Genomic DNA, 24,582 nt, shown 5'->3' with positions numbered 1-24,582 from the left:
CGGCTCAGGGCCGGCGGCGCTCTCCGTCCTCGGTCCGGGCGCGCCGGAAGATGTCGCGCTGGAAGGCGTAGCCGAGCGTGCTCAGGATGCGCGCCTGCCAGCGGTTCAGCGCGTAGAGGTCCATGAAGACCCGCCGCGTCGCCGCGTCGCCCTTCGCCATCGCCGCGGCGATCACGTCCATCTGGGCCGCGCGCGTATTGGCCATCCGGCTCGTCTGCGTCTCGCGGCTGATGCGCTGCGCCCATTTCTGGCGCCAGCGCTGGAAGCCGATCGCGTCGAAATGGCCGAGGAACATGCCCGCGCCGCCGCGGCCGAGGTCATGCGCCCAGACGGTGATCTGGACCCCGTCGCGCTCGGAATAGTGATTGCCGATATTGGTGTAGCGGCGGCCGGTCCTGAGGAACTGCTTGCCCGAGACATGGGCGACCAGCCCGCGCCGCAGGAACCGGCACTGCTTCCCGTAGACCACCCGCCGCAGCAGCTTCCAGAGCCGGACATTGGTCCAGGGCACCCGGAACCAGGTGCAGCCGAAGGGCGTGTCCACCTCGTCCCCCGGGCCCCAGACCGCCTCGGCCGTGCGCAGCCGCACCGAATCGACCGTCTCCGGGATCCATTCCAGGAACTGCTCGACGGGCCGGTCTCCGAAGACGAATTCGTCGCCGTCGCAGAGCAGGACCCACTCCGTCTCGCACCGCGCCATGCCGCTTGCGAAGACGGCCGCCTGCCGTTCCTCGAGCCCGGGCGGCCGGCCACCGAGCCGCTCCCAGAAGGCATCGTCGCAGGCGATGATCGTCGTCCGGGCGTCGTTCAGATCCCGCAGATGATCGGCTGGCCCGTCGTGGTAGATGAGCACCATCCGGGCGCCCAGATCGTGATAATACGTGGCGAAACGCGCCACGACCTCGGGCTCCTCGCGCATGAGGGCCACCGTCGAAAACCGAGCAACCACCGCCTGAACCTTACACAACCCCACACCGGAAGAACTCTTCCCTCGCGAGAACGCCGCGCCGCGCGTTCCCCCTGGAGGTACCCGTGACCGGGTCCGGATCTCCCGAAGCCCTCTTAGCACCCTCCCGCCGGGCGGGGCCACAATTCGCGGGCGCGACCCGCGAAAAACTTACCCCGTGGGGGGGAATCCGCCTAACGCTTTGGCGAGCAACGCGACCGTTGCCCGCCGCGGCGTCAGATGAGGGCGCGCGTCGCGGGGTCGGGGCTTCCCTCGAAGAAGGCATCGAGCACCGCGGGAAAGAGCGGCTCGGACGGGTCAGCGGCGGCGAAGAGCGTCATCGAGGAGCGCAGCTTGACCGCGTCGATGCCGCCGAGGATCCGCTCCGCCGGCTGGCCGCGATGCGTCAGCATCAGTTCCGCCGCCCGGCGAAGCCGCGCGCCGAGCAGCGGATGGGCGAGGTAGGCGCGCGCCTCCCCGATGTCGTCGAGCGCGTAATGGACGGAGGTCGCGCTCCGGCCGAGTCCGGCGATCTGCGGAAAGATGAACCACATCCAGTGGCTTCGCTTCCGTCCGGCGGCCAGTTCGGCCTCGACCGCCTGCCAGACCGGCGCCTGGGCGGTCACGAAGCGTTCCAGCCCCGCGCTCATCGGGCCCGCTCCCGCGCCAGCCGCTCGGTCTCGGCGTCCACGGGCGCGCGAAGCGCCGCGATCAGCGGGTGCGCGTCGGTCTGTGCCCGGCCGTAGCCGAGGTTGAAGCCGATGTCGAATTGGGGGGGATTGTCGCCCTGGCTGTGCTGGAGCACCGTCTCGAGCCGGTCGAGCCCCTTCGCGAGCCGCGCCTCGGGCGTCGCCATCGCATTGTACTCGTCCCAGAAGGCGAGGATGCGCGCGCGCGACGCTTCGGGCAGGGGGGCGAGCAGCGTCAGCAGGTCGCGGCGCTCCTCCGCCGTCTTGTCGCCGGTCTGCTCGGGCGCGGGAATGTCGCCGCTGATCGCCTCGCCGAGATCATGGACGATGAGGAGCGCGATCAGCCGGGCGACGTCGACGCCCTCGAGTTCGGGCGCGAGGGTCAGCGCCATCAGGCAGAGCCGCCAGCTGTGCTCGGCCGTGCTCTCGCGGCGGCCCTGGCTGGTGTGGCCGCTGCGCATCGTGTCCTTGAGCGCCTCGGCGGCGCGGAAGAAGGTCAGGTAACGGTCGACGGTCGCGTCGGTGAGGGTCACGGAAAGGCTCCTCCGGATTGGGCCGGTCGCCCGGCCGCCCGTCCGGACCCTCCGGGGACCGGTCAGAAACGGCCGTGGCAGTGCTTGTACTTCTTGCCCGAGCCGCAGGGGCAGGGATCGTTCCTGCCGCTGCGCGTCCAGGTCGCTTCGTCGCCCGGGTCGATCCCTTCCGCGAAGCCCTGCGTCGCGGTGCCGGGGGCCGCGGCCTCCGCGCCGCCGACCATGGCGAGCGCCGGCTCGCGCCGCGGCGCCTCTTCCGCGCTGCCCGGCTCGGGCACGGGGGTCTCGATCTGGGTCGCCTGCGCCGCCTGGGCGCGGGCCTGCATCTCGGCGATCATCGCCCGCTGCTCGGCCTCGGTCATCACCTGCACATGCGCGAGCATGCGGGAAACCTCGACCCGGAGCCGGTTCAGGAGCCCCTCGAAGAGCTGGAAGGCCTCGGACTTGTATTCGTTCAGCGGATCGCGCTGGGCATAGCCGCGGAAACCGACGACGCTGCGCAGATGTTCGAGCGTGACGAGATGCTCGCGCCAGTTCTGGTCGATCGTCTGCAGAAGCACCTGCTTCTCGATCGCGCGCATCGTCTCCGGGCCGTAGCGGTCGAGCTTCTCGCGCATCAGATCGTCCGCGGCGCGGTTCAGCCGCTCGCGGATCTGCTCGTCGTCGACGCCTTCCTCCTCGGCCCAGTCCGGGATCGGCGCGTCGATGCCGAAGGTCTCGCGGATCTTCGTGCGAAGCCCGTCGGTCTCCCACTGATCGGCATAGGCGCGGGGCGGAATGTGCTCATGCACCAGATCGTCGATGACCTGATGGCGCATGTCGAGCACGACCTCGGAAAGGTCGGACGCCTCCATGATCTCGCGGCGCTGGGCGAAGATCGCCTTGCGCTGGTCGTTCATCACGTCGTCGAACTTCAGCAGGTTCTTGCGGATGTCGAAGTTGCGCGCCTCGACCTTGCCCTGGGCCTTTTCGAGCGCCTTGTTCACCCAGGGGTGAACGATCGCCTCGCCTTCCTTCATGCCGAGCTTGCCGAGCATCGAGTCGAGCCGGTCGGAGCCGAAGATCCGCATCAGGTCGTCTTCGAGGCTGAGATAGAAGTTCGTGCGGCCCGGGTCGCCCTGCCGGCCGGAGCGGCCGCGGAGCTGGTTGTCGATGCGCCGGCTCTCGTGGCGCTCGGTCGCGAGCACGTAGAGCCCGCCGGCCTCGAGCGCCTGTTGCTTGCGCTGGGCCACCTCGGCCTCGACCCGCTCGCGGATCGCGGCGGGATCGGCGCCGTCCTCGTCCGCCTCGAGCGCGTCGATCACGTGCATCTCGACGTTGCCGCCAAGCTGGATGTCGGTGCCCCGGCCTGCCATGTTCGTCGCGATCGTCACCGCGCCCGGCACGCCCGCCTCGGCGATGATGCGCGCCTCCTGCTCGTGATAGCGCGCGTTCAGCACGTTGTGCGGCACGTTCGCCTGTTTCAGCAGGCCCGAGAGCATCTCGGACTTCTCGATCGAGGTCGTGCCGACGAGGATCGGCTGACCCGCCTCGTGCGCGCGCCGGATCTCGGTGACGATCGCCTCGTACTTCTCGCGCGCGGTGCGATAGACCTGATCGTCGTGGTCCTCGCGGATCACCGGCCTGTTGGTCGGCACCTCGACGACGCCAAGCTTGTAGATCTCGAAGAACTCGTCCGCCTCGGTCGCCGCGGTGCCCGTCATCCCGCCGAGCTTGTCGTAGAGGCGGAAGTAGTTCTGGAAGGTGACACTCGCCAGCGTCACGTTCTCGGGCCGGATCTGCACGCCTTCCTTGGCCTCGATCGCCTGGTGCAGCCCCTCGGAGAGGCGGCGGCCCTGCATCATGCGCCCGGTGAACTCGTCGATCAGCATGATCTCGCCGTCGCGGACGATGTAATCCTTGTCCCGCTTGAAGAGCACATGCGCCCTGAGCGCCTGGGTCACGTGATGGACGAGCGACGTGCTCTCGGGATCGTAGAGCGACGCCTCGGCGTCGAGCAGGCCGAGCGCGTGCAGCCGCTGCTCGAGATATTCGTTGCCTTCCTCGGTCAGCGTGGTGGAGCGCTGCTTCTCGTCGAGATCGTAATGGGTCTCGTTCAGCTCGGGGATCAGCTTGTCGACCGCGACATAGAGTTCGGAGCGGTCCTGGCTCGGCCCGGAGATGATCAGCGGCGTGCGCGCCTCGTCGATCAGGATCGAGTCGACCTCGTCGACGATCGCGAAGTAGTGATCGCGCTGCAGCACCTGCGCCAGGTCCGACTTCATGTTGTCGCGCAGATAGTCGAAGCCGAGCTCGTTATTCGTGGCGTAGGTCACATCCGCGTCGTAGGCGACCTTCTTGTCGGGCTCCTGCATCCCCGGCACGACGACGCCGACGCTCATGCCGAGCGCGTGATAGACCTTGCTCATCCATTCCGCGTCACGCTTGGCGAGGTAGTCGTTCACGGTGACGACATGCACGCCCCGGCCGGTCAGCGCGTTGAGATAGACCGGCAGCGTCGCCATCAGCGTCTTGCCCTCGCCGGTCTTCATCTCGGCGATGTTGCCCTGATGCAGGAAGATCCCGCCCATCAGCTGCACGTCGAAGGGGCGCAGGCCGAGCGCGCGGCGGGCCGCCTCGCGCGCGTTCGCAAAGGCTTCCGGCAGCAGCGCGTCGAGAGGCTCGCCCTTGCCGAGCCGGTCGCGGAATTCCGCCGTCTTGGCCTTGAGCCCGTCGTCGTCGAGGGCGCGGAACTCCGGCTCCAGCGCGTTGATGCGCTCGACGAGGGGGCGCGCCGACTTGATCCTGCGGTCGTTCGGCGTTCCGAACACCTTCTTGGCAAGCGTGCCGAATCCCAGCATGAATCCTTGTCCTCAAATCTCCCGGCGCCTGGGCGCCGAATGCGTCAGCCGACCTCGGTTCGGAGCCCACCGAATTGTCATGACGGGCTAGCTTGTTCACTGGATGCGAACGGTCTAAGTCTGCGCCCTGCGCGCGGTCGGACCCCGCTCAGCCGGCTAGGGATGTAAGCGGGCCAGCCGTGCCTGTCAACGGCGCCCCCTCTCCGGGGCGCGCCCGGAGGCTTTTACGTGGACCCCGCCGAAGGCGGACCACCAACGGGAGAAACGGATGCGCAACCTTCTGATCGCGGGCCTTCTGGCCAGCGCGGCACTGGTTCCGGGCGCCTACGCGCAGGATGCCGAGGCCGCGAAGCCGGCCGACGCCGCGAAGACCGCCAACTATGATGTGAACACGGTGGTCGCGACCGTCAATGGCACCGACATCACGCTCGGCAATGTCGTCGCGATGCGCGAGCGCCTTCCCGCGCAGTATCAGCAGCTTCCCGACGAGACGCTGATGTCCGGCCTCGTCCAGCAGCTCGCCGACCAGCTCGTGCTCGCCGACAGCGTCTCGGCCAATCCGGACGAGGATCCGCTGGCCGTGAAACTGCAGCTCGAGAACGACCGCCGCGCCGCGCTGGCGAACATCGTCGCCGACAAGGCGATGAGCGCGCCGGTCAGCGACGAGGCGGTGAAGGCCGCCTATGACGAGCAGGTGAAGGACTTCCAGCCCGCGCCGGAATACGACGCCTCCCACATCCTCGTGAAGACCGAGGACGAGGCGAAGAAGCTGCTCGACGACATCAACGGCGGCGCCGATTTCGCGCAGGTCGCGAAGGACAATTCGACCGACGGCTCGGCCCAGCAGGGCGGCGAGCTCGGCTGGTTCGGCAAGGGCCAGATGGTGCCGGAATTCGAGACCGCCGTCGTCGACATGAAGAAGGGCGAGGTCTCGGGCCCGATCCAGACCCAGTTCGGCTGGCATCTCATCAAGCTCAACGACACGCGCGAGAGCAGCCCGCCGAGCCTCGAGGAATCGCGCCCGCAGATCGAGCAGCAGCTGCGGCAGAAGGCCTTCCAGGACCAGCTCGAGAAGCTGCGCGCCGCGGCCAATATCGAGATCAAGGCGGCCGCCGTGCCGGCCGCGGCCATCCGCGACAACGATCTGCTGAACTGACCCGCTTCCAACGGGCGCCGGGTCGGTGTACTCGGCGTCCGTTGACAGACGCGGGGGGCGGATCGAGATGTCGAAGGACAAGAAGAAAAAGAAGAAGCCGGCGCCCGTCGCCGCGCCGCTGATTTCGCCCCTGGCCCCGGCCGGCGGCTTCCCGGAGCTGCCCGTGATCGCGGGTGTGCGCTTCGCCGCGGTCGAGGCGGGCGTGCGTTACAAGGGCCGGCTCGACGTGATGCTGGCCGAGGTCGCGGAAGGCGCCTCGGTGGCCGGCGTCTTCACCCGCTCCGCGACGCGCTCCGCCCCGGTGCTCCGGTGCGAGGAAAATCTCGCTGCGATCGCGCGCGAGGGCGCCGGCGCGGGCGGCTATGCCATCCTCGTCAATTCGGGCAATTCGAACGCCTTCACCGGCGGGGTCGGCCGCGCGGCGGTCGACGCGACGGTGAACGCCACCGCCGATCTCCTCGGCATCCCGGCGAACCATGTCTTCGTAGCCTCCACCGGCGTCATCGGCGAGCCGCTGCCCGCCGAGCGGATCACCGCGAAACTCGGCGAATTGCGCGACGCGCTCGATCCCGGCGCCGCCGGCCGCGCGGCGCGGGCGATCATGACGACCGACACCTTCGCCAAGGGCGCGACGGCGCTCGTCGATCTCGACGGCACCGACGTCCGGATCTCCGGCTTCGCCAAGGGTTCGGGCATGATCGCGCCGGACATGGCGACGATGCTGGTCTTCATCTTCACCGACGCGGCGATCGAGCAGGAACTGCTCTCCCGGATGGTCGCCTCGATCAACGAGGAGACGTTCAACTGCATCACGGTGGACGGCGACACCTCGACCTCGGATTCGCTGATCGTCGCCGCGACCGGCCGCGCGCCGATGGAGGTGATCGCGAGCGCCGAGGATCCGCGCGCCGCGCTCTTCCGCGACGCGCTCGAAGGCGTGATGCTCGACCTCGCGCATCAGGTGGTGCGCGACGGCGAGGGGGCGACGAAATTCGTCGAGATCGCCGTGACCGGCGCGGCTTCCGATCGGGCGGCGCGGAAGGTCGGCCTCGCGATCGCCAATTCCCCGCTCGTCAAGACCGCCCTCGCCGGCGAGGATCCGAACTGGGGCCGCGTGGTGATGGCGGTGGGCAAGTCCGGCGAGCAGGCCGATCGCGACCGGCTCTCGATCCGCTTCGGCGACATTCTCGTGGCGGAGAACGGCTGGGTCTCCCCGAGCTATACCGAGGCCGCGGGCGCCGCTTACATGAAGCAGGCCGAGCTCGTGATCGGCGTGGATCTGGGGATCGGCGCGGGCGCGGCCACGGTCTGGACCTGCGACCTCACGCATCGCTACATCGAGATCAACGCCGATTACCGCTCGTGACCGGGGCGGGCGCGCAAGGCGAATCACCCCGGCGGCTGATGCTCGTCGTGGCCGTCGCGCTGATTGATTCGGACGGAAGAGTACTGCTCGCGCAGCGACCGGAGGGAAAAAATCTCGCCGGCCTCTGGGAATTTCCGGGCGGCAAGGTCGAGGATGGCGAGTCTCCGGAGCATGCGCTCATTCGAGAGTTGCAGGAAGAGCTTGGAATCGGCACGTGGAAGAGCTGCCTCGCGCCGCTCACATTTGTCAGCCACGCTTACGCCGACTTTCACTTGCTGATGCCGCTGTTCGTATGCCGCCGGTGGGAAGGCGTTCCGATCAACCGCGAACATCAGGCGCTGAAATGGGTCCGCGCCCGCGATCTGAGCGACTATCCGATGCCGCCGGCCGATCTCCCGGTGATCCCGGTTCTGCGCGACCTACTTTAGTCGATACAACCTTTGGTGGAATTTTTACGAATTTACCGTGACACTCGGAGAGGGTTCCCGTAAAATCTTGACCCAACAGCACAGATCATAGGGTGGAAAAGATGCTGTATCAGACGATCCGAGTTTCCAGTTGTGTCTCGATTCAGGGCGAATTCGTCGAATCCCTCGCCAACGGCGACGTCCTCGTGCGGGACGGCCGCAAACTGTACCGCGGCCAGCCGATCCGGCGGGGCGACCGCTCGTTTTCCGCCGGCATCGTCCGGCCGATCCAGCCGGCGTCCGCTCCGGAGGCGGTCTGAAGCCGTCCTGAACGACTTGCCGATCTGAGACGGGCCAGGTTCTTCCTGGCCCGTCTTGCGTCTGGAGGAGGCAATACCTCCCATAGGTCGGAAACCCGCCGCGATCCCCGACATGGAAGCAGAACTCACAGCCAGCCGGAAAGTTCCCGCTCGAGGATCGTGACAAGCATCCTCACATGCGCCGGGTCGTCGTTGAGGCAGGGGATGTAGGTGAATTCCTCCCCGCCCGCCGCCTCGAAGGCGTGGCGGATCTCGCCCCGGATCTCCTCCAGCGTCTCGACGCAATCCGCGGAGAAGGCGGGCGCGATGACCGCGAGGCGCCTCACCCCCGCCTTGGCGAGCCGCGCGACCTCCTCGACCGTGTAGGGTTTCAGCCATTCCTCCGGGCCGAACTTCGACTGGAAGGTGACGCGCACCTCCTCGGCCGGAAAGCCGAGCCGTTCGCGCAGGCGCCGCGTCGTCGCCTGGCACTGGCAATGATAGGGGTCGCCAAGCGCGAGGTAGCGCTCCGGCATGCCGTGATAACTTGTGAGCAGCATCTCCGGCCGCCGCTCGAGCCCGGCATAGGCGCGCTCGACCGACCCGGCCAGCGCCTCGATGTAGAGCGGCTCGTCGTAATAGGCGGGCACGGTTCGGAAGGCGGGCTGCCAGCGCTGCTTCATCAGCGCGCGAAACGCCTGGTCGTTCGCCGTCGCGGTCGTCGGCGCCGCGTATTGCGGGTAGAGCGGAAAGAACACGATCCGTTCGCAGCCCTTCCCCACCAGCTTCCCGATCACCGATTCCGTCGACGGATTGCCGTAGCGCATCGCGAAATCGACGATGATCCGGTCGCCATGCGCGGCCGTCAGCGCCTCCGCCACCGCGCGCGTCTGCGCCCGGGTGATGGTGAGCAGCGGGCTCTCGTCGCGCTCCTTGTCCCAGATCCCCTCGTAGTTCTTGCCGGAGGAGAACGGCCGGCGCGACAGGATGACGAGCTGGAGCAGCGGCTGCCACTTCCAGCGCGGATAGTCGATCACCCGCTGGTCGGAGAGGAACTCGCCGAGGTAGCGGCGCATCGACCGGTAGTCGGTCGCATCCGGCGTCCCGAGATTGGAGAGGATCACGCCGATCCGGGCGGGCGGCACGGCGGGATGGTCGGCGGGGGCGAAGGCGAGGCGGCCCTCGCCGGGCTTCAGGCTGTCGGTCATGCGGGCCTCCCGTCCCTCCGCTCCGGATCCGGCCATCTCTCAGCTCGTCCCATTCTCTCCCGCTCCCTCGTTGCGATCTTCCTGAACCCGCGCGTCCCCCGCGCGTTCCCCCGCCCCATGCTCCTCGGTGCCGAGAGCGTCGGCGAGCCGCGCGGCGGCGGAGCCGGGGCGGAGCGGCTTGCGCTGGTCGGGGGAGGGGGCCCAGCCGGTGAGATAGACGATCTCGAAGGTCGCGCCCACGCGCCCCTCCGCGTCGCCGAACCGCTCCGCGTAGATCTCCGCCGCGCGGGCGAGGAGCGCGCGCGGCATCGGCCGCCGGCTCCGCTCGCGCAGCACGCTGGTCTCCCCCATCGCGCGCAGGTCGCGCATCAGATGGAACATCGTCGCATAGCTGACCGGCAGCCGCTGCGAATCCGCGACCGGCAGCGCGAGCCCCGCGCGTTGCAGCAGGCCGCCGAGGTCGCGGATCTCGCCCATCGGCGCCACCCGGGGGCTGAGCCCGCCGGTCGTCTCAACCTCCGCCTCCGCGAGCGCGCGGCGCAGCTCCGTCAGCGTCTCGCCGGCGAAGAGCGCAGCGATGAAGAGACCGTCCGGCCGCAGGCCGCGCCGCGCCTGGGCGAGCTGGCCGACCGGATCGTTCGCCCAGTGCAGCGCCAGCGCGTGCACGATCAGATCCGCCTCGCCCTCGGCGAGGTCCAGCACCTCCGCGTCGGGGATCAGCCGCGCCCCCGGCAGGCCGAGCGCCTCGGCCCAGAGCGCGCCGCGCGGCCCGATGATCACCGGGGCGCGAAAGCTCCTGTTAACCTCGCTCAGCCTTTCTGCGATCTCGGCGGCGGCGGCCTCGCGCAGGAAATCGGCGGGCTCCCCGGCTTCGGCGCGCGCGCGCCGCAGGGCGAGCAGGTCGGGATCGAACAGGGCTGGCGGTGTCGGCATCGGATGTCCTCGCAAGGGCGCAGCCATAGGCGAGACGGAGAGAGAAGGCCATGCTCCAGCGGCTCAAATCCACCGTGATCGGCCCGCTCGTCGACACGCTCTACCCGCCGCGCTGCCTCGCCTGCGGCGAGATGACGGAGGGGGAGCGCGGCCTCTGCGCCGCCTGCTGGCGCGACACGCATTTCATCTCGGGCGAGGCCTGCGTCAAATGCGGCCTGCCCCTGGTCGGCGAAGCCTCCGGACTCATGGACGACGCCGCCGCGGTGATCGACGGCGCCGATGTCTGCGACCCCTGCCGCCGGCACCCGCCCGGATGGAACGCGGGCGCGGCGGCGGTCCTCTACGGCGGCGCGGCGCGGCGCGTCGTGCTCGCCTTCAAGCATGGCGACCGGCTCGACATGCGCGACACGCTGGCGGAATGGATGCTGCCCGCCGGGGGAAGGCTCCTCGCCCGGGCCGATCTGATCGCACCCGTGCCGCTGCACTGGCGCCGTCTGCTCCGGCGGCGCTACAACCAGTCCGCCGAACTCGCCCGCGCGCTCGCCCGCCGGGCGGAGCGTCCCGTGGCGGTGGACCTCCTGACCCGCCGGCGCTTCACCACGCCGCAGGAAGGCATGGACCGCGAGGCCCGCGCCCGCAACCAGGCCGGCGCCTTCGCCGTCGCGCCCCGCCACCGGCCGCGGATCGAGGGGCGCTCGATCCTCTTGATCGACGACGTGCTGACCTCCGGCGCCACGCTCTCGGCCTGCGCCGGGGCGTTGCGGGAAGGCGGCGCGGCGCGGGTGGATGTGCTCGTCCTCGCGCGCGTTGCGTTCGCGGAGTTCGGATCTATATAGTTCCGGGAACGGCCTCACCCAGGATGTGCGATGCCCCCGATCCTCATGTACACGACCCCGACCTGCGGCTACTGCATGGCCGCGAAACGGCTCCTGACCGCGAAGGGCGCGGACTTTCAGGAGATCAACGTCGCCGCCGAGCCCGGACGCCGGGCCGAGATGGTGCAGCGCGCGGCGGGCCGCCGCACGGTGCCGCAGATCTTCATCGGCGGACGCCATATCGGTGGTTTCGACGATCTCAACGCGCTCGACCGCGCGGGCGGGCTCGACCCGCTGCTCGCGGCGGGCTGAGGGCGGTCGGATGCGCGTCGCCCTTGTCCAGCTCTGTTCCTCCGACGACCCGGCCGCGAATCTCGCGACGACGGAGGGTCTGGTGCGCCAGGCCGCGGATGGCGGCGCCACGCTCGTCGTCACGCCCGAGGTCACCAACATCGTCTCCTCGAGCCGGGCGCGCCAGAATGCGATGCTGCGCCACGAGGAGGACGACCCGACGCTGGCGCGGCTGCGCGACATCGCCGCGGAGCGCGGGATCTGGCTCGTCATCGGCAGTCTCGCGATCCTGACCCACGACGCGGACGGCCGCTTCGCCAACCGCTCCTTCCTGATCGCGCCCGACGGGGCGATCGCGGCGCGCTACGACAAGATCCACATGTTCGACGTGGCGCTCGGGAAGGGCGAGTCCTACCGCGAATCCGCCGCCTTCCGCCCGGGGACCGGGGCCGTGGTCGCGGATCTGCCGGGGGCGCGGCTCGGCCTCAGCATCTGCTACGACATGCGCTTCGCGGCGCTCTACCGGGCACTGGGCCAGGCCGGCGCCGACATCATCACCGTGCCCGCCGCCTTCACCGTGCCGACGGGGCGCGCCCACTGGCACGTGCTGCTGCGCGCCCGCGCGATCGAGACCGGCTGCTTCATCCTCGCCGCCGCCCAGTCGGGGCATCACGCGGTGACGGAGGGGCCGGATCGGCGCACCTATGGTCACAGCCTGATCGTCGGCCCCTGGGGCGAGATCCTGGCCGAGGCGCCGGACGGGCCGGGCGTGATCTTCGCCAATCTCGACCTGACCGAGGTGCGCAAGGTCCGTGACATGGTGCCGCAGCTTCGCCATGACCGGAGCTTCGAGCGGCCCGCCGTCCAGGCGCCGGCGGAGCCCGCCACCTCGTGAGCCGGCCTCCCCGGCGCGCGCCGGTCGAATCGCCGCGCGATCCGATGGTGATCGTCTTCTTCAGCGAGATCGTGATGATCGAGCAGCTGGCCCGCGGCCGGCTGCAGCGCGCGCTGCCCCGGGGGATGGAGCTGTCGCATTTCATGGTGCTCAACCATTTCGCGCGGCTCGGCGGCGAAAAGACCCCCGGCCAGCTCGCCCGGATCTTCCACGTGACGAAGGGGGCGATGACCAACACGCTGAACCGGCTCGACGCGGCGGGCTACGTCCATGTCCGTCCCGACTGGGACGACGCGCGCCGCAAATGGGTGGGCATCAGCCCCGCCGGCCAATCCGCGCGCGACCGCGCGGTGATCGCGATGGCGCCGGTCTTCGACGACCTGCTCGAGGAACTCGGCCCGGGGCGTCTGCGCGACGCGCTGCCGACGCTCCGGGCCATTCGCGCGGTCCTGGGCGCGGACGAGCCCTGAGCCCCGCCGCGCGCCGCGCGGCGGGGCCGTTCCCGGCGTCAGTTCTCGGTCACGCTGACCGCGAGCGCCTCGGTGAGCGACACCTTGACGCGGCTGCCGGGCGCGGCGCGCTCGGCGAAGGTGCGCAGTTCCGGCGGCACGGTGGCGCGATGGGTCACGCCGTCGTCGGTGCGGAAGACGGCGAAGCCCGACTTGTCGTCGTAGGAGACGACCGTCACCACGACGTCGGTCGCGATGACCGCGCCGCCCGACGGCCGCGCGCCCTCGGGCGCCCGCGACACCCCCGCGACGCTGCCCTGCGGCGCGTCGGCCTCGGCCATGCTGAGCACGACGGAATCGTGATAGCCGACCGTGACCGTGTCGCCGGCCGCGACCTGGGCGAGGTTGCGCACCTCCGGCCCGGCCACGAAGGCGATCCGGTTGCCCTCGGGCCCCGCGATCACGACCTCGCGCGTCGCCTGATCGACCGAGACGACCGTGCCCTGGGCCAGGATCGTCTCGCCCGTGGCGGCCGTCCGCGGTCCCGCCATCGGACCCGCGCAGGCGGCGAGCGCCAGCGCGGCCGCGCCCGTCAGAGCCAGAATGTTCCGCATCGCAGTCCCTCCTTCTCGATACGTCGCGCGCAGTGTTAGGCATCGGCGTCGCCCGGATCAACCGCGCTCGTCCGCTACTCGTCCAGGTCGCGGATCCCGTCGCGGAGACTTGACCGCGTGACCGAAACAGCGCAGGACTTCTCGCGAATTTCTTGAGGCGGTCGTATTTTGTCCGGCGCGCGCGGGCGGCACGCGGCCCCGCGGCGGGCGGAGTTTCGGGTCTGTGGGATCGGGTGTCGGATGATCAAACGGCTTATTATCGCGGTCATCCTGCTCGGGCTCGTCGTCGGCGGCATCGTCGGCTTCAACCTGTTCCGCGACAAGATGATCGGGCAGTTCTTCGCCAACCGGCAGCCCGAGCCGGTGGCGGTCTCGACCGTCGCGGTCGAGCCCGGAACCTGGACCCCGGGGGTCGAGGCCATCGGCACCGCCCGCGCGAAACAGGGCGTCGAACTCGGCGTGGAGACGCCGGGCATCGTCAAGCAGATCCGGTTCCAGGCCAATGACGAGGTCGAGGCGGGCGAGATCCTCGTCCAGCTCGACGATGCGATCGAACAGGCCGACCTCGCCGCGGCGAATGCGACGCTGAACCTGAGCGAGACCCAGCTGAAACGCCAGCAGACGCTCCAGGCGCGGGGCGTGACGGCGGCGAACGACCTCGACGAGGCCCAGGCCAGCGCGACCAGCGCGCGGGCGGAGGTCGAGAAGCTGACCGCCGTGATGCGCCAGAAGGCGCTGCGCGCGCCCTTCGCCGGCACGATCGGCATCCCGCAGGTCGATGTCGGCCAGTATCTGGCCGCCGGCACGGTCTATGCGACGCTGCAGGATCTCGATTCGATGCGCGTCGACTTCTCGATCCCCGAGCAGCAGGGACGCATCGTGCGGATCGGCATGCCCGTCGTGGCGACTTCCGAGGTGGGCGACATCTCGCTCCGGGGCCAGGTGATCGGCATCGAGCCCCGGATCGACCCGAACAGCCGGCTCGTCACCGTGCGGGCCGAGATCGAGGATCCCGGCCATTCGCTCAATCCCGGCCAGTTCCTGCGGGTGCGCGTCGAGCTTCCGGCGGAGGAGGGCGTGATCTCGCTGCCGCAGACCGCCGTCAATTCGACGCTCTACGGCGACGGCGTCTACGTGGTGCAGGAAGAGGGCGAGGGCGACCAGAAGAAGACGACGGTCGAGCAGGTCTTCGTCCAGGTGGGCCGCCGCTCGCTCGGCCGGGTGGAGGTCACCTCCGGGCTCTCGCCGGGCGATGTCGTGGTCACGGCGGGCCAGAACCGCCTCTTCACCGGCGCCCCGGTGAAGATCGACAACACGATCAATCCCGCCGACGCCGAATTCCGGGCCATCGGGCAGTAGGGGCGGCGCGATGAACCTCAGCGAGCTCTTCATCCGCCGGCCCGTCCTCTCGACGGTGCTCGCGGCCTTCATGCTGCTGGCGGGGTTCTACGGCATCTTCAACCTCGCGATCCGGGAATATCCCGAGGTCGAGGAGACGGTCGTGACCGTCACCACCGTCTACCAGGGCGCGCCGCCCGACCTGATCCAGGGCTTCATCACCTCGCCGATCGCGCAGGCGGTCGCCACGACCGAGAACATCGACTACGTCACCTCGCAATCGACGCCCTCGGTCAGCGTCGTGCAGGTCCACATGAAGCTCGGCTCCGATCCGGACGTCGCGCTGACCGAGGTGCTCGCGAAGGTGCAGCAGGTGCGGAGCCAGCTGCCCGACGGGGCGGAGGATCCGTCGATCGTCAAGGGTACCGGCCAGCAGTTCGCGCTCCTCTATCTCGCGGCGCAGAACCCGAACATGAACCAGGAGCAGCTGACCGAATATCTCGACCGGGTGATCCGGCCCCGGATGTCGACCATCCCCGGCGTCGCGGAGATCGAGATCATCGGCGCGGCGAACTATTCGATGCGGATCTGGCTCGATCCGCTCGCGCTCGCGGCCCGCGGCGTGACGGCGGGCGAGGTGCTGCAGGCGATCAGCAACTCGAACTTCCTCTCCGCGCCCGGCAAGACCGAGAACGAGTTCACCGCGACATCGATCACGCTGCAGTCGACGCTGCAATCGCCCGAGGCCTTCGGCACGCTGCCGATCCGGGGCGAGGGTGACGCGGTGGTGCGGCTGCGCGACGTGGCACGGATCGAGCTCGGGGCCGAGAACCACGACACCATCGTGACCTTCGGGGGCAAGGCCGGCACCTTCATCGGCATCTTCCCGACCCCGGCGGCGAACCCGCTCGACGTCGCGGACGCGGTGGTGGCGGAACTTCCCGCGATCAACGCCTCGCTGCCGCGCGGCATGTCGATCGAACTCGTCTACGATTCGACGGAGACCATCTCCGCCTCGATCCGCGAGGTGTTCAAGACGATCGGCGAGGCGGTGGTCATCGTCGTGATCGTGATCATCCTATTCCTCGGCTCGTTCCGCTCGGTGCTGATGCCGATCGTGACGATTCCGCTGTCGCTGATCGGCGTCTGCTTCCTGCTGCTCGCGCTCGGCTATTCGATCAACCTGCTGTCGCTGCTTGCGATGGTTCTCGCGATCGGGCTCGTCGTCGACGACGCGATCGTGGTGGTGGAGAACATCCACCGCCATATCGAGGAGGGGCTGACGCCGATGGAGGCGTCGGTCATCGGCATGAAGGAGATCGCGGGGCCCGTCGTCGCGATGACGATCACGCTCGCCGCCGTGCTGACGCCGCTCGGCTTCACCGGCGGGCTGACCGGCGCGCTCTTCCGCGAATTCTCCTTCACCCTCGCCGGCGCGGTGATCCTCTCGGGCGTGATCGCGCTCACGATCACGCCGGCCATGTCGGCGCGGCTCCTGAAGGCGGGGGAGCCGGGGCGGTTCCAGCGTATCGTCGACCGCGCCTTCGACGGGCTCGCGAACTGGTACGAGCGCCGGGTGTCGAGCTCGCTCGACTATCGCCCGGTGACGCTGCTGATGGTGGTCTCGCTCTTCAGCGTCACGGTCTTCATGTTCCTCAACACCACCTCCGAGCTTGCCCCGGACGAGGATTCGGGCGCGCTCTTCGCGATCCTGAACGGGCCGAAATACGCGACGAACGAATATACCAAGCTCTATACCGACCAGATCTACGAACTCTCCAAGGACACGCCGGAGGTGCGCACCAGCTTCTCGATCGGCGGCGCGCTCGGCACGCCCGGCTCGGCCTTCTACATCTGGGCGCTGAAGGACTGGGCGGAGCGCGACCGGTCGCAGGGCGAGATCCAGCAGGAAATCCAGGTGATGCTGAACCGCCAGGCGGGGATGCAGGGCTTCGTCTTCGCGCCCCCGACGCTGCCCGGCGCGGGCGGAGGGCTGCCGATCTCGCTCGTGCTGCAGTCGATCTATTCGCCCGAGCGGGTCTACGAACTCGCGGAGAAGATCAAGCAGCGCGCCACCGCGACCGGCAAGTACATCGTCGTGCAGGATTCGATGTCCTTCGACCAGCCGCAGACCCGCGTCACGATCGACCGCGACCGCGCGGCCAGCCTCAACGTCTCGGTCGCCGACATCGGCAACACGCTCGGCCTCATGGTCGGCGGCGCCTCGATCGGGCAATTCGACCGCGACTCGAACAGCTACGACGTGATCACCCAGGTGCCGCGCGAATGGCGCGCCAATCCCGACCAGCTCGGCGACTTCTTCGTGCGCGCCTCGACCGGCGAGATGGTGCCGCTCTCCTCGGTCGTGACCGTGGGCACCAACGCCTCGCCCGCCGCGATCGAACAGTTCAACCAGCTCAACTCCGCCACCCTCTCGGCGCTGCCGCTGCCGGGCGTCACCTCGGGCGAGGGGCTCGCGACGCTGCGCCAGATCGCCGAGGAGGAGATCTCGGACGGGTTCTTCATCGACTATTCGGACCAGTCGCGGCTCGAGGTCACGCAGGGCAACACGCTGCTGATCGCCTTCGCGCTCGCCATCGTGGTGATCTATCTGGTGCTCGCGGCGCAGTTCGAGAGCCTGCGCGACCCGTTCATCATCCTGATGTCGGTGCCGCTCTCGATCTTCGGGGCGGTCCTGCCGCTCAACCTCGGGCTCGGCACGCTCAACATCTACACCCAGGTCGGGCTCATCACGCTGATCGGCCTCATCACCAAGCACGGCATCCTGCTCGTCGAATTCGCCAACCAGCAGCGCGAGGCGCACGGCTTCTCGAAACGCGAGGCGATCGTGGCCGCGGCCAAGGTCCGTCTCAGGCCGATCCTGATGACGACGGCGGCGATGGCGCTCGCGGTGATCCCGCTCATCTTCGCCGAGGGCGCGGGCGCGGCGGCGCGCTACTCGATCGGGCTCGTGATCTTCACCGGCATGCTGATCGGGACGATGTTCACCCTCTTCGTCGTGCCGATGTTCTACACCTACATCTCGCATGGCGACGTGGCGGAATCCCGGCGACCGGAAGGCGTTTCCGCGCCGGCCTGAGCGGCGGCGCGCCGCTCAGCGGGCCGTGATCGGCTCCCGTGCAACCAATCGCGTTCCCCGTCGTTTTCCCGGCGTCACTGACCCAGTGAAATGAAAGGGAACAGAATGAGCAGCACGACGGACAAGGTGAAGGGCACGACCAACGAACTCGCCGGCAAGGCCCGCGAAGCGACCGGCCGCGCGCTCGACGACCCCGAGATGGAGGCGGAGGGCGCCGGGCAGGAGGCCAAGGGCAAGCTGCAGCAGGCGAAGGGCGATGCGAAGGACGCGGCCAAGGACGTCGTCGATCGCACCTGACCCCGCGCCGGAACCTTTCGCGCATGACTGGCGAGGCCGCCCCCAGGGGCGGCCTTTCGCATGGAGAAAGGCCCTCCGGGCGGTGGCGCCGCGTCGGGCGGCGCGCCCGTGGCGAGCCTGGCGCCCGCGGCGCATTTCAGGGGCCGCGCCCGTGGCGGAAGGATGCCGGCGGGCCGCGCCCGACAGACGGCGGTTCCGCGGCCATCCTCGCGGGAACTCCCGACCCGCCTCGCGGTTGAAGCGAAATGATCCGCCCCTCGGACCTCCTCGTTCCGCGCCCCGAGGGGCTCTATTGCCCTCCGGGCGATTTCCACATCGATCCGGTCCGGCCGGTGCCGCGCGCGCTCGTCACCCATGGGCATTCCGACCACGCGCGTGCCGGCCATGGCGCGGTGCTCGCGACGCGCGAGACGCTCGACATCATGGCGATCCGGATGGGCGAGGATTTCGCCGGCGCGCGGCAGGAGGCGGTGCCGGGCGCGGTGGTCGATATCGGCGGCGTCGCGGTCTCGTTCCATCCCGCGGGCCATGTGCTCGGTTCCGCGCAGATCTCCGTCGCCTGGCGCGGGCTCCGGATCACGGCGGCGGGGGACTACAAGCGCGCGGCCGATCCGACCTGCGCGCCCTTCGAGCCTGTCCCCTCCGACATCTTCATCACCGAGGCGACCTTCGGCCTGCCGGTGTTCCGCCATCCGCCGCCGGAGGCGGAGGCGCGGCGGCTGCTCGACTCGCTCGCGCTCTTCCCGGACCGGGCGCATCTCGTCGGCGCCTATTCGCTCGGCAAGGCGCAGCGGCTCATCCGGCTCCTGCGCGACGTGGGCCATGACGCGCCGATCCGGATCCATGGCGCGCTTTCGCGGATGTGCGACTACTACGTCTCGCGCGGCATCGATCTCGGCCCGCTCGCCCCGGCGACCGTGGCCGGGCAGCGGGGCAGGGGCTTCGCGGGGGAGATCGTGCTCGGTCCCCCCTCGGCCTTCGCGGCAACCTGGGTCCGGCGCTTCGCCGATCCGCTGATCGCCTTCGCCTCCGGCTGGATGCGCGTGCGCGCGCGGGCACGGCAGCGGGGTGTCGAACTCGCGCTCGTCATCTCCGACCATTCCGACTGGTCCGAACTGACCGCGACGCTGACCGAACTCTCCCCGGCGGAGACCTGGATCACCCATGGCCGGGAAGAGGCGCTGCTGCGCTGGTGCGCGCTCGAGCGGCGCGCGGCGCGGCCGCTGCATCTCGTCGGCTACGAGGACGAGGCGGAGGACTGATGCGCCGCTTCGCCACCCTGCTCGACCGCCTGTCGCTCACGCCGTCGCGCAACGGCAAGCTGCGGCTGATCGAGGCCTATCTGGCGGAGGCGCCCGATCCCGATCGCGGCTGGGGGCTCGCGGCGATCACCGGCGACCTGCGGCTCGACACGGTGAAGCCCGCGATGCTCCGCGCGCTGATCGCCGAGCGGGCGGATCCGGAACTCTTCGCGCTCTCCCACGACTTCGTCGGCGATCTGGCGGAGACGATCGCGCTGATGTGGCCCGAAGGCGCCACCCCGCCCGCCGACCCGCCCTTGGGGGAGGTTGTCGCGGAACTGCGCGGCGCCTCCCGGCGCGAGGCGCCGCGCCTGGTCGAGCGCCGGCTCGACGCGCTCGACGCGCCCGCGCGCTTCGCGCTCCTGAAGCTCGTCACCGGCGGGCTGCGCGTCGGCGTCTCGGCCCGACTCGCGAAACAGGCGCTGGCCGATTTCGGCGGCCGGGACGTGAACGAGATCGAGGAGGTCTGGCACGGGCTGGAGCCGCCCTACGCGGCGCTCTTCGCCTGGCTCGGCGGAACGGGGGCGCGGCCGGCCGCGGACACGCGGCTCGGCTTCCGCCCCGTCATGCTGTCCCATCCGCTGGAGGAGGCCGACCGGGCGAAGCTCGACCCGGCCGATTTCCGCGCGGAATGGAAATGGGACGGGATCCGGGTGCAGGCCTCCGCCGGGCCGGAGGGCCAGCGGCTCTATTCGCGCACGGGCGAGGAGATCTCGCGCGCCTTTCCCGATCTCGTCGAGGCGATGCGCTTCGATGCGACGCTCGACGGGGAACTGCTCGTCGCGCGGCCGGAGGGGCTCGGGGCCGGGGCGGCGCCCTTCGGCGACCTGCAGCGGCGGCTGAACCGCAAGACGGTGACGGCGCGCGAGATGGGGCGCTTCCCGGCCTTCCTCCGCCTATACGACCTGCTGCGCGAGGGCGGGGAGGATCTGCGGCCCGCGCCCTTCGACGCCCGCCGCGCCCGGCTCGAGGCCTTCGCGGCGGGGCTCGACCGCGACCGGTTCGACCTCTCGCCGCTCATCGGCTTCGAAAGCTGGGCCGAACTCGCGCGCGAACGGGCCGCGCCGCCGGAGGAGGTGATCGAGGGCGTGATGCTGAAGCGCCGCGACAGCCCCTATCTCGCAGGCCGCCCGGCCGGCCACTGGTACAAGTGGAAGCGCGATCCCCGCGTGATCGACGCGGTGCTGATGTACGCGCAGCGCGGGCACGGCAAGCGCTCCGGCTATTACTCCGACTATACCTTCGGCGTCTGGGCGCCGGATGGCGCGCTCGTCCCCGTGGGCAAGGCCTATTTCGGCTTCACCGACGAGGAACTCGTCCGCATCGACCGCTTCGTGCGCGACAACACCGTCGAGCGGTTCGGCCCGGTGCGGGCGGTGCGGGCGGAACCCGGCCACGGCCTCGTGCTCGAAGTCGCCTTCGAGGGGCTGAACCGGTCCACCCGGCACAAGTCCGGGGTCGCGATGCGCTTTCCCCGGATCAGCCGGCTCCGCTGGGACAAGCCGCCATCCGAGGCGGACCGGATCGAGGCGCTGGAGGCGCTGCTGCCGCCCGGAGACGCCGACGACGAATAGTTTGGCTCGCGAACCATTGCCGCGGGGGCACCTCCGGGCTATCTGGCCCCTCGCCCGGAGCGCGGCGCGTTCCGGAACCAGTTCCCGGAAGATTTCCTTGCCCCGCCTGAACGCTCCAATCACTCCGCTGGTGCTCGCCGTCTCGCTCTTCATGGAGCAGATGGATTCGACGGTGATCGCCACCTCGCTGCCGGCGATCGCGGCCGATATCGGCACGTCGCCCGTGTCGCTGAAGCTCGCCGTGACCTCCTATCTGGTCGCGCTCGCGATCTTCATCCCGATCTCCGGCTGGATGGCCGACCGGTTCGGAGCGAAGCACGTCTTCCGCCTCGCGATCGGGATCTTCGCGATGGGCTCGGTCGCCTGCGCCTTCGCCGGATCGATCGAGGGTTTCGTGCTCGCCCGGTTCCTGCAGGGGATCGGCGGATCGATGATGACGCCGGTCGGCCGGCTCATCCTCGTCCGGGCCACGCGGCGCGAGGATCTGGTGAGCGCCATGGCCTGGCTCACGATCCCCGCGCTGATCGGCCCGCTGCTCGGCCCGCCGCTGGGCGGCTTTCTCACCACCTACCTCAGCTGGCACTGGATCTTCTGGATCAACGTGCCGATCAGCGTGGCCGGAATCCTGCTGGTGACCCGCTTCCTCGAGGATGGCGCGCCGCGGGAGCCGCGCCCGATCGACCTGCCGGGCTTCGTCCTCTGCGGGCTCGCCGTCGCGGGAATCGTCTTCGGCATGTCGGTCGTGAGCCTGCCCGCGCTGCCGATCGCCTATGGCTATGCGACGATCGCGATCGGCCTGGCGGCGAGCCTCGGCTACGTCCGGCACGCCCGCCGCGCGCCCTTTCCGCTGCTCGATCCGGCGATGCTGCGGCACCCGCTGTTTCGCGCCGGCATCCTCGGCGGGTCGCTCTTCCGGATCGGCATCGGGGCAATCCCGTTCCTGCTGCCGCTGATGCTGCAGCTCGGCTTCGGGCTCGACGCCTTCCATTCCGGCCTCGTGACCTTCGTCGCGGCGGCGGGCGCGCTCAGTTCGAAATTCGTCGCCCGGCGTGCCTTCCGCGCCTTCGGCTTCCGCGATCTGCTCGGCTTCGGCGCGCTCGCCTCGGCGCTCTTCATCGCGATCAACGCGAGTTTCACGCCAGCGACGCCGGTCGCGCTCATCATGGCCTGCCTCTACGCGGGCGGCGTGCTGCGCTCGCTCTACTTCACCGGGGTGAACGCGCTCGTCTTCGCCGAGGTGACCGACGCGGACAGTTCGCAGGCGACCGCGATCAACGCGGTGGCGCAGCAGATCTCGCTCGCGACCGGCGTGGCGCTCGCGGGGGCCATTCTCGACGTCTCGAGCCGGGCGCGGGGCGGAGCCGCCGGACTGACGCTCGCGGATTTCCACACCGCCTTCCTCGGCGTCGCCGGGGTCGCGGTCATCGCCGCGGCCGTCTTCCTGCGCCTGCCGCGCGAGGCGGGCGCGGCGGTCTCGGGACATCGGGCGCGGCCGGCCCCGGCGGAGTGAGGGTTGGTCGGGGCTACCGGAATCGAACCGGTACGGGACAAGCCCGAGGCATTTTAAGTGCCTTGCGTCTACCAATTTCGCCAAGCCCCGGCGCCTTCGCTGGTAAGGCCTTCTCCCCGGTCAAGGCAAGGGAAAGCTGCGCTCAGGCCGGCGCGGCGAGCAGCGCCGCCATCTCGCGCAGCGCCGCCATCGCCTCGGCCAGCGCCGCCGGATCCGTGCTCCGCGCGACGATGTTCGCGCCGAAGCCTCCGTCGTTCTGGAACGGATAGCTGCCGATCGAGACGTCCGGATGCGCCTCGGCGACCAGCCGCAGCGGCCCCGCGATCCGTCCCTCCGGCAGGTCGATCCGGATCGACTCGCTCAGGACCGGCACCCCGTCCGCGAGGCCGGGCAGCAGGGCCGCCACCATCGCCTGGAATACGCGGGGCACGCCGGCCATCACATGCACGTTGCCGAGCGTGAAGCCCGGGGCCTTCGAGACCGGGTTGTCGATCAGCGCGGCCCCGTCCGGGATCCGCGCCATCCTGAGCCGCGCCTCGTTCAGGTCGCGCTCCGGATCGGCGTAATTGGTGGCGAGGATCGCCCGCGCATCCTCGCGCACGCCGATCCCGACGCCGAAGGCGGCCGCGACGCAATCGGCGGTGATGTCGTCATGGGTGGGGCCGATCCCGCCCGAGGTGAAGACATGGGTGTATTTCGCGCGGAGCGCGTTCACAGCCGCGACGATCTCCTCGGCCACGTCGGGCACGACGCGCGCCTCCCGCATCGGGATGCCCTTGGCGGCCAGCGCCTGGGCGAGGAAGGGCATGTTCGCATCCTGGGTCCGGCCCGAGAGGATCTCGTCGCCGATCGTGATCATGGCGGCGGTCGGGCCTGGGTCGACGGGGGTCATGGCGGGTCTCCGGGCGGTTTCTCGGGTGGCGGTTCTCGCGCCATCAGAGACCCAAGCCGGCGCGCGATGCAACGCGGTCCCGCGGGCGGCGGAGGGCCGGGGCGGTTGCCCCCGGCGGGCCGAAGGCCTACATGCCACTGTGCGCGGGGTCCGCGGCTGATATTCCGGGCGGGGATCCCGATCTTCGGCATTCCGCCCGCCGCACGCTTCGAGGGGACGATCAGACTGTCAGGAGACACCGCCGTGGAAGGTTATTCGCCGAGCCGCCTGAACAAGGACGGCATTCGCATTCACGCGCCAGAGGATTTCGCCGGAATGCGCGCGGCGGGGCATCTGGTCGCGGATATTCTCGATCGCGTCGCGCCGCTGGTGAAGCCGGGCGTCTCGACGCTCGAACTCGACACGGCGATCCACGACATGATTCGCGCCGCCGGCGCGATCTCGGCCACCGTGGGCTACAAGGGCTATCAGCACGCCTCCTGCATCTCGATCAACCATGTCGTCTGCCACGGCATCCCCTCCGACAAGCGGCTGCGCGACGGCGACATCCTCAACATCGACGTCACAGTGATCGTCGACGGCTGGTACGGCGACTCGAGCCGGATGTATGTCGCGGGCACGCCCAACCGCAAGGCGGAGCGGCTGATCGACATCACCCACGACTGCCTCTTCAAGGGCATCGAGCAGGTGAGGCCCGGCCATACCTTCGGCGACATCGGCGCCGCGATCCAGCGCTTCGCCGAGGCCAACCGCTGCTCGGTGGTGCGCGATTTCTGCGGCCATGGGCTCGGCCGGGTGTTCCACGCCGCGCCGAACGTGCTCCATTACGGCCGCTGGGGCTCGGGACCGGTGCTGGAGCCGGGGATGTTCTTCACGATCGAGCCGATGATCAACCTCGGCCGGCCGGAGACCAAGGTGCTCGACGACGACTGGACGGCGGTGACGAAGGACCGCTCGCTCTCGGCCCAGTTCGAGCATTCGATCGGCGTGACCGAGGACGGCTGCGAGATCTTCACGCTGTCGCCCGCCGGCCGTTTCCACCCGACCTGGGACCGCGCCGCCTGATCCTCCGCTCTTGATCGCGGCGGCCGGGGCTGGGATGCTCTGGCCCGCGACGAGGGGAGATGTC

At 69.7% G+C, this 24,582-nt stretch carries 23 protein-coding genes and 1 tRNA gene; 15 read left to right on the top strand and 9 right to left on the bottom strand.

The window, feature by feature from the left end:
* Positions 1-4: 4 nt before the first annotated feature.
* The 4 genes from FJM51_RS07460 to secA all read right to left on the bottom strand — a co-directional run bounded on the left by FJM51_RS07460 (position 5) and on the right by secA (position 5,008).
* Positions 5-919: a glycosyltransferase family protein gene (locus tag FJM51_RS07460; protein ID WP_140453486.1), complete on the bottom strand. Its 915-nt coding sequence runs from the start codon at positions 917-919 to the stop codon at positions 5-7.
* Between the two features lie 263 nt (positions 920-1,182).
* Complete coding sequence (locus FJM51_RS07455) at positions 1,183-1,596, bottom strand: DUF1810 domain-containing protein (protein ID WP_140453485.1); 414 nt, start codon at positions 1,594-1,596, stop codon at positions 1,183-1,185.
* On the bottom strand, positions 1,593-2,168 hold the full coding sequence (locus tag FJM51_RS07450; protein WP_233713016.1) for an HD domain-containing protein: 576 nt from the start codon (positions 2,166-2,168) through the stop codon (positions 1,593-1,595). Before FJM51_RS07450 ends, FJM51_RS07455 begins: the two co-directional genes overlap by 4 nt.
* 62 nt (positions 2,169-2,230) lie before the next feature.
* Positions 2,231-5,008, bottom strand: a complete 2,778-nt coding sequence (gene secA, locus FJM51_RS07445; protein WP_140453484.1) for a preprotein translocase subunit SecA — start codon at positions 5,006-5,008, stop codon at positions 2,231-2,233.
* A gap of 268 nt (positions 5,009-5,276) precedes the next feature.
* On the opposite strand from secA, the gene FJM51_RS07440 reads away from it, so the two are divergent.
* The 4 genes from FJM51_RS07440 to FJM51_RS07425 all read left to right on the top strand — a co-directional run bounded on the left by FJM51_RS07440 (position 5,277) and on the right by FJM51_RS07425 (position 8,257).
* Positions 5,277-6,164 carry a peptidylprolyl isomerase gene (locus tag FJM51_RS07440; protein ID WP_140453483.1) on the top strand — a complete coding sequence of 296 codons (888 nt, stop codon included), beginning with the start codon at positions 5,277-5,279 and terminating at the stop codon, positions 6,162-6,164.
* A gap of 67 nt (positions 6,165-6,231) precedes the next feature.
* Positions 6,232-7,530 carry a bifunctional glutamate N-acetyltransferase/amino-acid acetyltransferase ArgJ gene (gene argJ / locus FJM51_RS07435; protein ID WP_140453482.1) on the top strand — a complete coding sequence of 433 codons (1,299 nt, stop codon included), beginning with the start codon at positions 6,232-6,234 and terminating at the stop codon, positions 7,528-7,530.
* Between the two features lie 38 nt (positions 7,531-7,568).
* Positions 7,569-7,958, top strand: a complete 390-nt coding sequence (locus tag FJM51_RS07430) for a (deoxy)nucleoside triphosphate pyrophosphohydrolase (protein ID WP_140453528.1) — start codon at positions 7,569-7,571, stop codon at positions 7,956-7,958.
* A 101-nt stretch (positions 7,959-8,059) separates the two neighbouring features.
* On the top strand, positions 8,060-8,257 hold the full coding sequence (locus FJM51_RS07425) for a hypothetical protein (protein ID WP_140453481.1): 198 nt from the start codon (positions 8,060-8,062) through the stop codon (positions 8,255-8,257).
* A gap of 125 nt (positions 8,258-8,382) precedes the next feature.
* Here FJM51_RS07425 and hemH read toward each other — a convergent pair whose 3' ends face one another.
* Together hemH and FJM51_RS07415 are read right to left on the bottom strand one after the other, a co-directional pair.
* Entirely contained in the window at positions 8,383-9,444 is a 1,062-nt protein-coding gene (hemH, locus tag FJM51_RS07420) for a ferrochelatase (protein WP_140453480.1), read from the bottom strand.
* Positions 9,445-9,483: 39 nt separating this feature from the next.
* Positions 9,484-10,377: a methyltransferase domain-containing protein gene (locus FJM51_RS07415; protein ID WP_140453479.1), complete on the bottom strand. Its 894-nt coding sequence runs from the start codon at positions 10,375-10,377 to the stop codon at positions 9,484-9,486.
* Between the two features lie 50 nt (positions 10,378-10,427).
* On the opposite strand from FJM51_RS07415, the gene FJM51_RS07410 reads away from it, so the two are divergent.
* From FJM51_RS07410 to FJM51_RS07395, 4 genes are read left to right on the top strand one after another with little or no spacing between them, the layout of a single operon-like run.
* Entirely contained in the window at positions 10,428-11,213 is a 786-nt protein-coding gene (locus FJM51_RS07410) for a ComF family protein (protein ID WP_140453478.1), read from the top strand.
* A gap of 30 nt (positions 11,214-11,243) precedes the next feature.
* The gene (gene grxC, locus FJM51_RS07405; protein ID WP_140453477.1) at positions 11,244-11,504 is read left to right on the top strand and encodes a glutaredoxin 3; all 261 of its coding nucleotides are present in this window, start codon (positions 11,244-11,246) and stop codon (positions 11,502-11,504) included.
* A gap of 10 nt (positions 11,505-11,514) precedes the next feature.
* A complete protein-coding gene (locus FJM51_RS07400; protein WP_140453476.1) occupies positions 11,515-12,378 on the top strand; it encodes a carbon-nitrogen hydrolase family protein in 864 nt (287 codons plus the stop codon).
* Positions 12,379-12,422: 44 nt separating this feature from the next.
* Positions 12,423-12,848, top strand: coding sequence for a MarR family winged helix-turn-helix transcriptional regulator (locus FJM51_RS07395; protein WP_140453527.1), 426 nt, complete (start codon positions 12,423-12,425; stop codon positions 12,846-12,848).
* 38 nt (positions 12,849-12,886) lie between these two features.
* On the opposite strand, the gene FJM51_RS07390 is transcribed toward FJM51_RS07395, so the two are convergent.
* Entirely contained in the window at positions 12,887-13,441 is a 555-nt protein-coding gene (locus FJM51_RS07390) for a hypothetical protein (RefSeq protein ID WP_140453475.1), read from the bottom strand.
* Positions 13,442-13,681: 240 nt separating this feature from the next.
* On the opposite strand from FJM51_RS07390, the gene FJM51_RS07385 reads away from it, so the two are divergent.
* The 6 genes from FJM51_RS07385 to FJM51_RS07360 all read left to right on the top strand — a co-directional run bounded on the left by FJM51_RS07385 (position 13,682) and on the right by FJM51_RS07360 (position 22,561).
* Positions 13,682-14,800 (top strand): efflux RND transporter periplasmic adaptor subunit, encoded by a 1,119-nt coding sequence (locus FJM51_RS07385; protein ID WP_140453474.1) that lies wholly within the window; start codon positions 13,682-13,684, stop codon positions 14,798-14,800.
* Positions 14,801-14,810: 10 nt separating this feature from the next.
* Entirely contained in the window at positions 14,811-17,879 is a 3,069-nt protein-coding gene (locus FJM51_RS07380) for an efflux RND transporter permease subunit (RefSeq protein WP_140453473.1), read from the top strand.
* Between the two features lie 105 nt (positions 17,880-17,984).
* Positions 17,985-18,176 (top strand): CsbD family protein, encoded by a 192-nt coding sequence (locus FJM51_RS07375; protein ID WP_140453472.1) that lies wholly within the window; start codon positions 17,985-17,987, stop codon positions 18,174-18,176.
* A gap of 245 nt (positions 18,177-18,421) precedes the next feature.
* Positions 18,422-19,438 (top strand): ligase-associated DNA damage response exonuclease, encoded by a 1,017-nt coding sequence (locus FJM51_RS07370; protein ID WP_210240220.1) that lies wholly within the window; start codon positions 18,422-18,424, stop codon positions 19,436-19,438.
* Positions 19,438-21,051: a cisplatin damage response ATP-dependent DNA ligase gene (locus FJM51_RS07365; protein ID WP_140453471.1), complete on the top strand. Its 1,614-nt coding sequence runs from the start codon at positions 19,438-19,440 to the stop codon at positions 21,049-21,051. Before FJM51_RS07370 ends, FJM51_RS07365 begins: the two co-directional genes overlap by 1 nt.
* 97 nt (positions 21,052-21,148) lie before the next feature.
* Entirely contained in the window at positions 21,149-22,561 is a 1,413-nt protein-coding gene (locus FJM51_RS07360; RefSeq protein WP_210240219.1) for an MFS transporter, read from the top strand.
* Between the two features lie 4 nt (positions 22,562-22,565).
* On the opposite strand, the gene FJM51_RS07355 is transcribed toward FJM51_RS07360, so the two are convergent.
* Both FJM51_RS07355 and FJM51_RS07350 read right to left on the bottom strand, forming a co-directional pair.
* Positions 22,566-22,651: transfer RNA gene (locus FJM51_RS07355), tRNA-Leu, on the bottom strand.
* A gap of 52 nt (positions 22,652-22,703) precedes the next feature.
* Complete coding sequence (locus FJM51_RS07350) at positions 22,704-23,453, bottom strand: competence/damage-inducible protein A (protein WP_140453470.1); 750 nt, start codon at positions 23,451-23,453, stop codon at positions 22,704-22,706.
* 243 nt (positions 23,454-23,696) lie between these two features.
* Here FJM51_RS07350 and map point away from each other — a divergent pair, with 243 nt between their 5' ends.
* The gene (gene map, locus FJM51_RS07345; RefSeq protein WP_233713015.1) at positions 23,697-24,518 is read left to right on the top strand and encodes a type I methionyl aminopeptidase; all 822 of its coding nucleotides are present in this window, start codon (positions 23,697-23,699) and stop codon (positions 24,516-24,518) included.
* The last annotated feature ends 64 nt before the right edge of the window (positions 24,519-24,582 follow it).

Source organism: Amaricoccus solimangrovi (assembly GCF_006385685.1).
GTDB classification, from domain to species: domain Bacteria; phylum Pseudomonadota; class Alphaproteobacteria; order Rhodobacterales; family Rhodobacteraceae; genus Amaricoccus; species Amaricoccus solimangrovi.
The sequence above is the reverse complement of the archived record's forward strand: the minus strand, read 5'-3'. Positions and strand labels throughout refer to the sequence as shown.

Coding starts and splice junctions, on each gene's coding strand:
- grxC (WP_140453477.1), top strand. CDS start 11,244: ATGCCCCCGATCCTCATGTACACGACCCCGACCTGCGGCTACTGCATG.
- FJM51_RS07350 (WP_140453470.1), bottom strand. CDS start 23,453: ATGACCCCCGTCGACCCAGGCCCGACCGCCGCCATGATCACGATCGGC.
- FJM51_RS07365 (WP_140453471.1), top strand. CDS start 19,438: ATGCGCCGCTTCGCCACCCTGCTCGACCGCCTGTCGCTCACGCCGTCG.
- FJM51_RS07455 (WP_140453485.1), bottom strand. CDS start 1,596: ATGAGCGCGGGGCTGGAACGCTTCGTGACCGCCCAGGCGCCGGTCTGG.
- FJM51_RS07430 (WP_140453528.1), top strand. CDS start 7,569: ATGCTCGTCGTGGCCGTCGCGCTGATTGATTCGGACGGAAGAGTACTG.
- FJM51_RS07395 (WP_140453527.1), top strand. CDS start 12,423: ATGGTGATCGTCTTCTTCAGCGAGATCGTGATGATCGAGCAGCTGGCC.
- FJM51_RS07380 (WP_140453473.1), top strand. CDS start 14,811: ATGAACCTCAGCGAGCTCTTCATCCGCCGGCCCGTCCTCTCGACGGTG.
- FJM51_RS07460 (WP_140453486.1), bottom strand. CDS start 919: ATGCGCGAGGAGCCCGAGGTCGTGGCGCGTTTCGCCACGTATTATCAC.
- FJM51_RS07390 (WP_140453475.1), bottom strand. CDS start 13,441: ATGCGGAACATTCTGGCTCTGACGGGCGCGGCCGCGCTGGCGCTCGCC.
- FJM51_RS07440 (WP_140453483.1), top strand. CDS start 5,277: ATGCGCAACCTTCTGATCGCGGGCCTTCTGGCCAGCGCGGCACTGGTT.
- hemH (WP_140453480.1), bottom strand. CDS start 9,444: ATGACCGACAGCCTGAAGCCCGGCGAGGGCCGCCTCGCCTTCGCCCCC.
- secA (WP_140453484.1), bottom strand. CDS start 5,008: ATGCTGGGATTCGGCACGCTTGCCAAGAAGGTGTTCGGAACGCCGAAC.
- FJM51_RS07425 (WP_140453481.1), top strand. CDS start 8,060: ATGCTGTATCAGACGATCCGAGTTTCCAGTTGTGTCTCGATTCAGGGC.
- FJM51_RS07415 (WP_140453479.1), bottom strand. CDS start 10,377: ATGCCGACACCGCCAGCCCTGTTCGATCCCGACCTGCTCGCCCTGCGG.
- FJM51_RS07370 (WP_210240220.1), top strand. CDS start 18,422: ATGATCCGCCCCTCGGACCTCCTCGTTCCGCGCCCCGAGGGGCTCTAT.
- FJM51_RS07410 (WP_140453478.1), top strand. CDS start 10,428: ATGCTCCAGCGGCTCAAATCCACCGTGATCGGCCCGCTCGTCGACACG.
- FJM51_RS07400 (WP_140453476.1), top strand. CDS start 11,515: ATGCGCGTCGCCCTTGTCCAGCTCTGTTCCTCCGACGACCCGGCCGCG.
- FJM51_RS07375 (WP_140453472.1), top strand. CDS start 17,985: ATGAGCAGCACGACGGACAAGGTGAAGGGCACGACCAACGAACTCGCC.
- FJM51_RS07385 (WP_140453474.1), top strand. CDS start 13,682: ATGATCAAACGGCTTATTATCGCGGTCATCCTGCTCGGGCTCGTCGTC.
- argJ (WP_140453482.1), top strand. CDS start 6,232: ATGTCGAAGGACAAGAAGAAAAAGAAGAAGCCGGCGCCCGTCGCCGCG.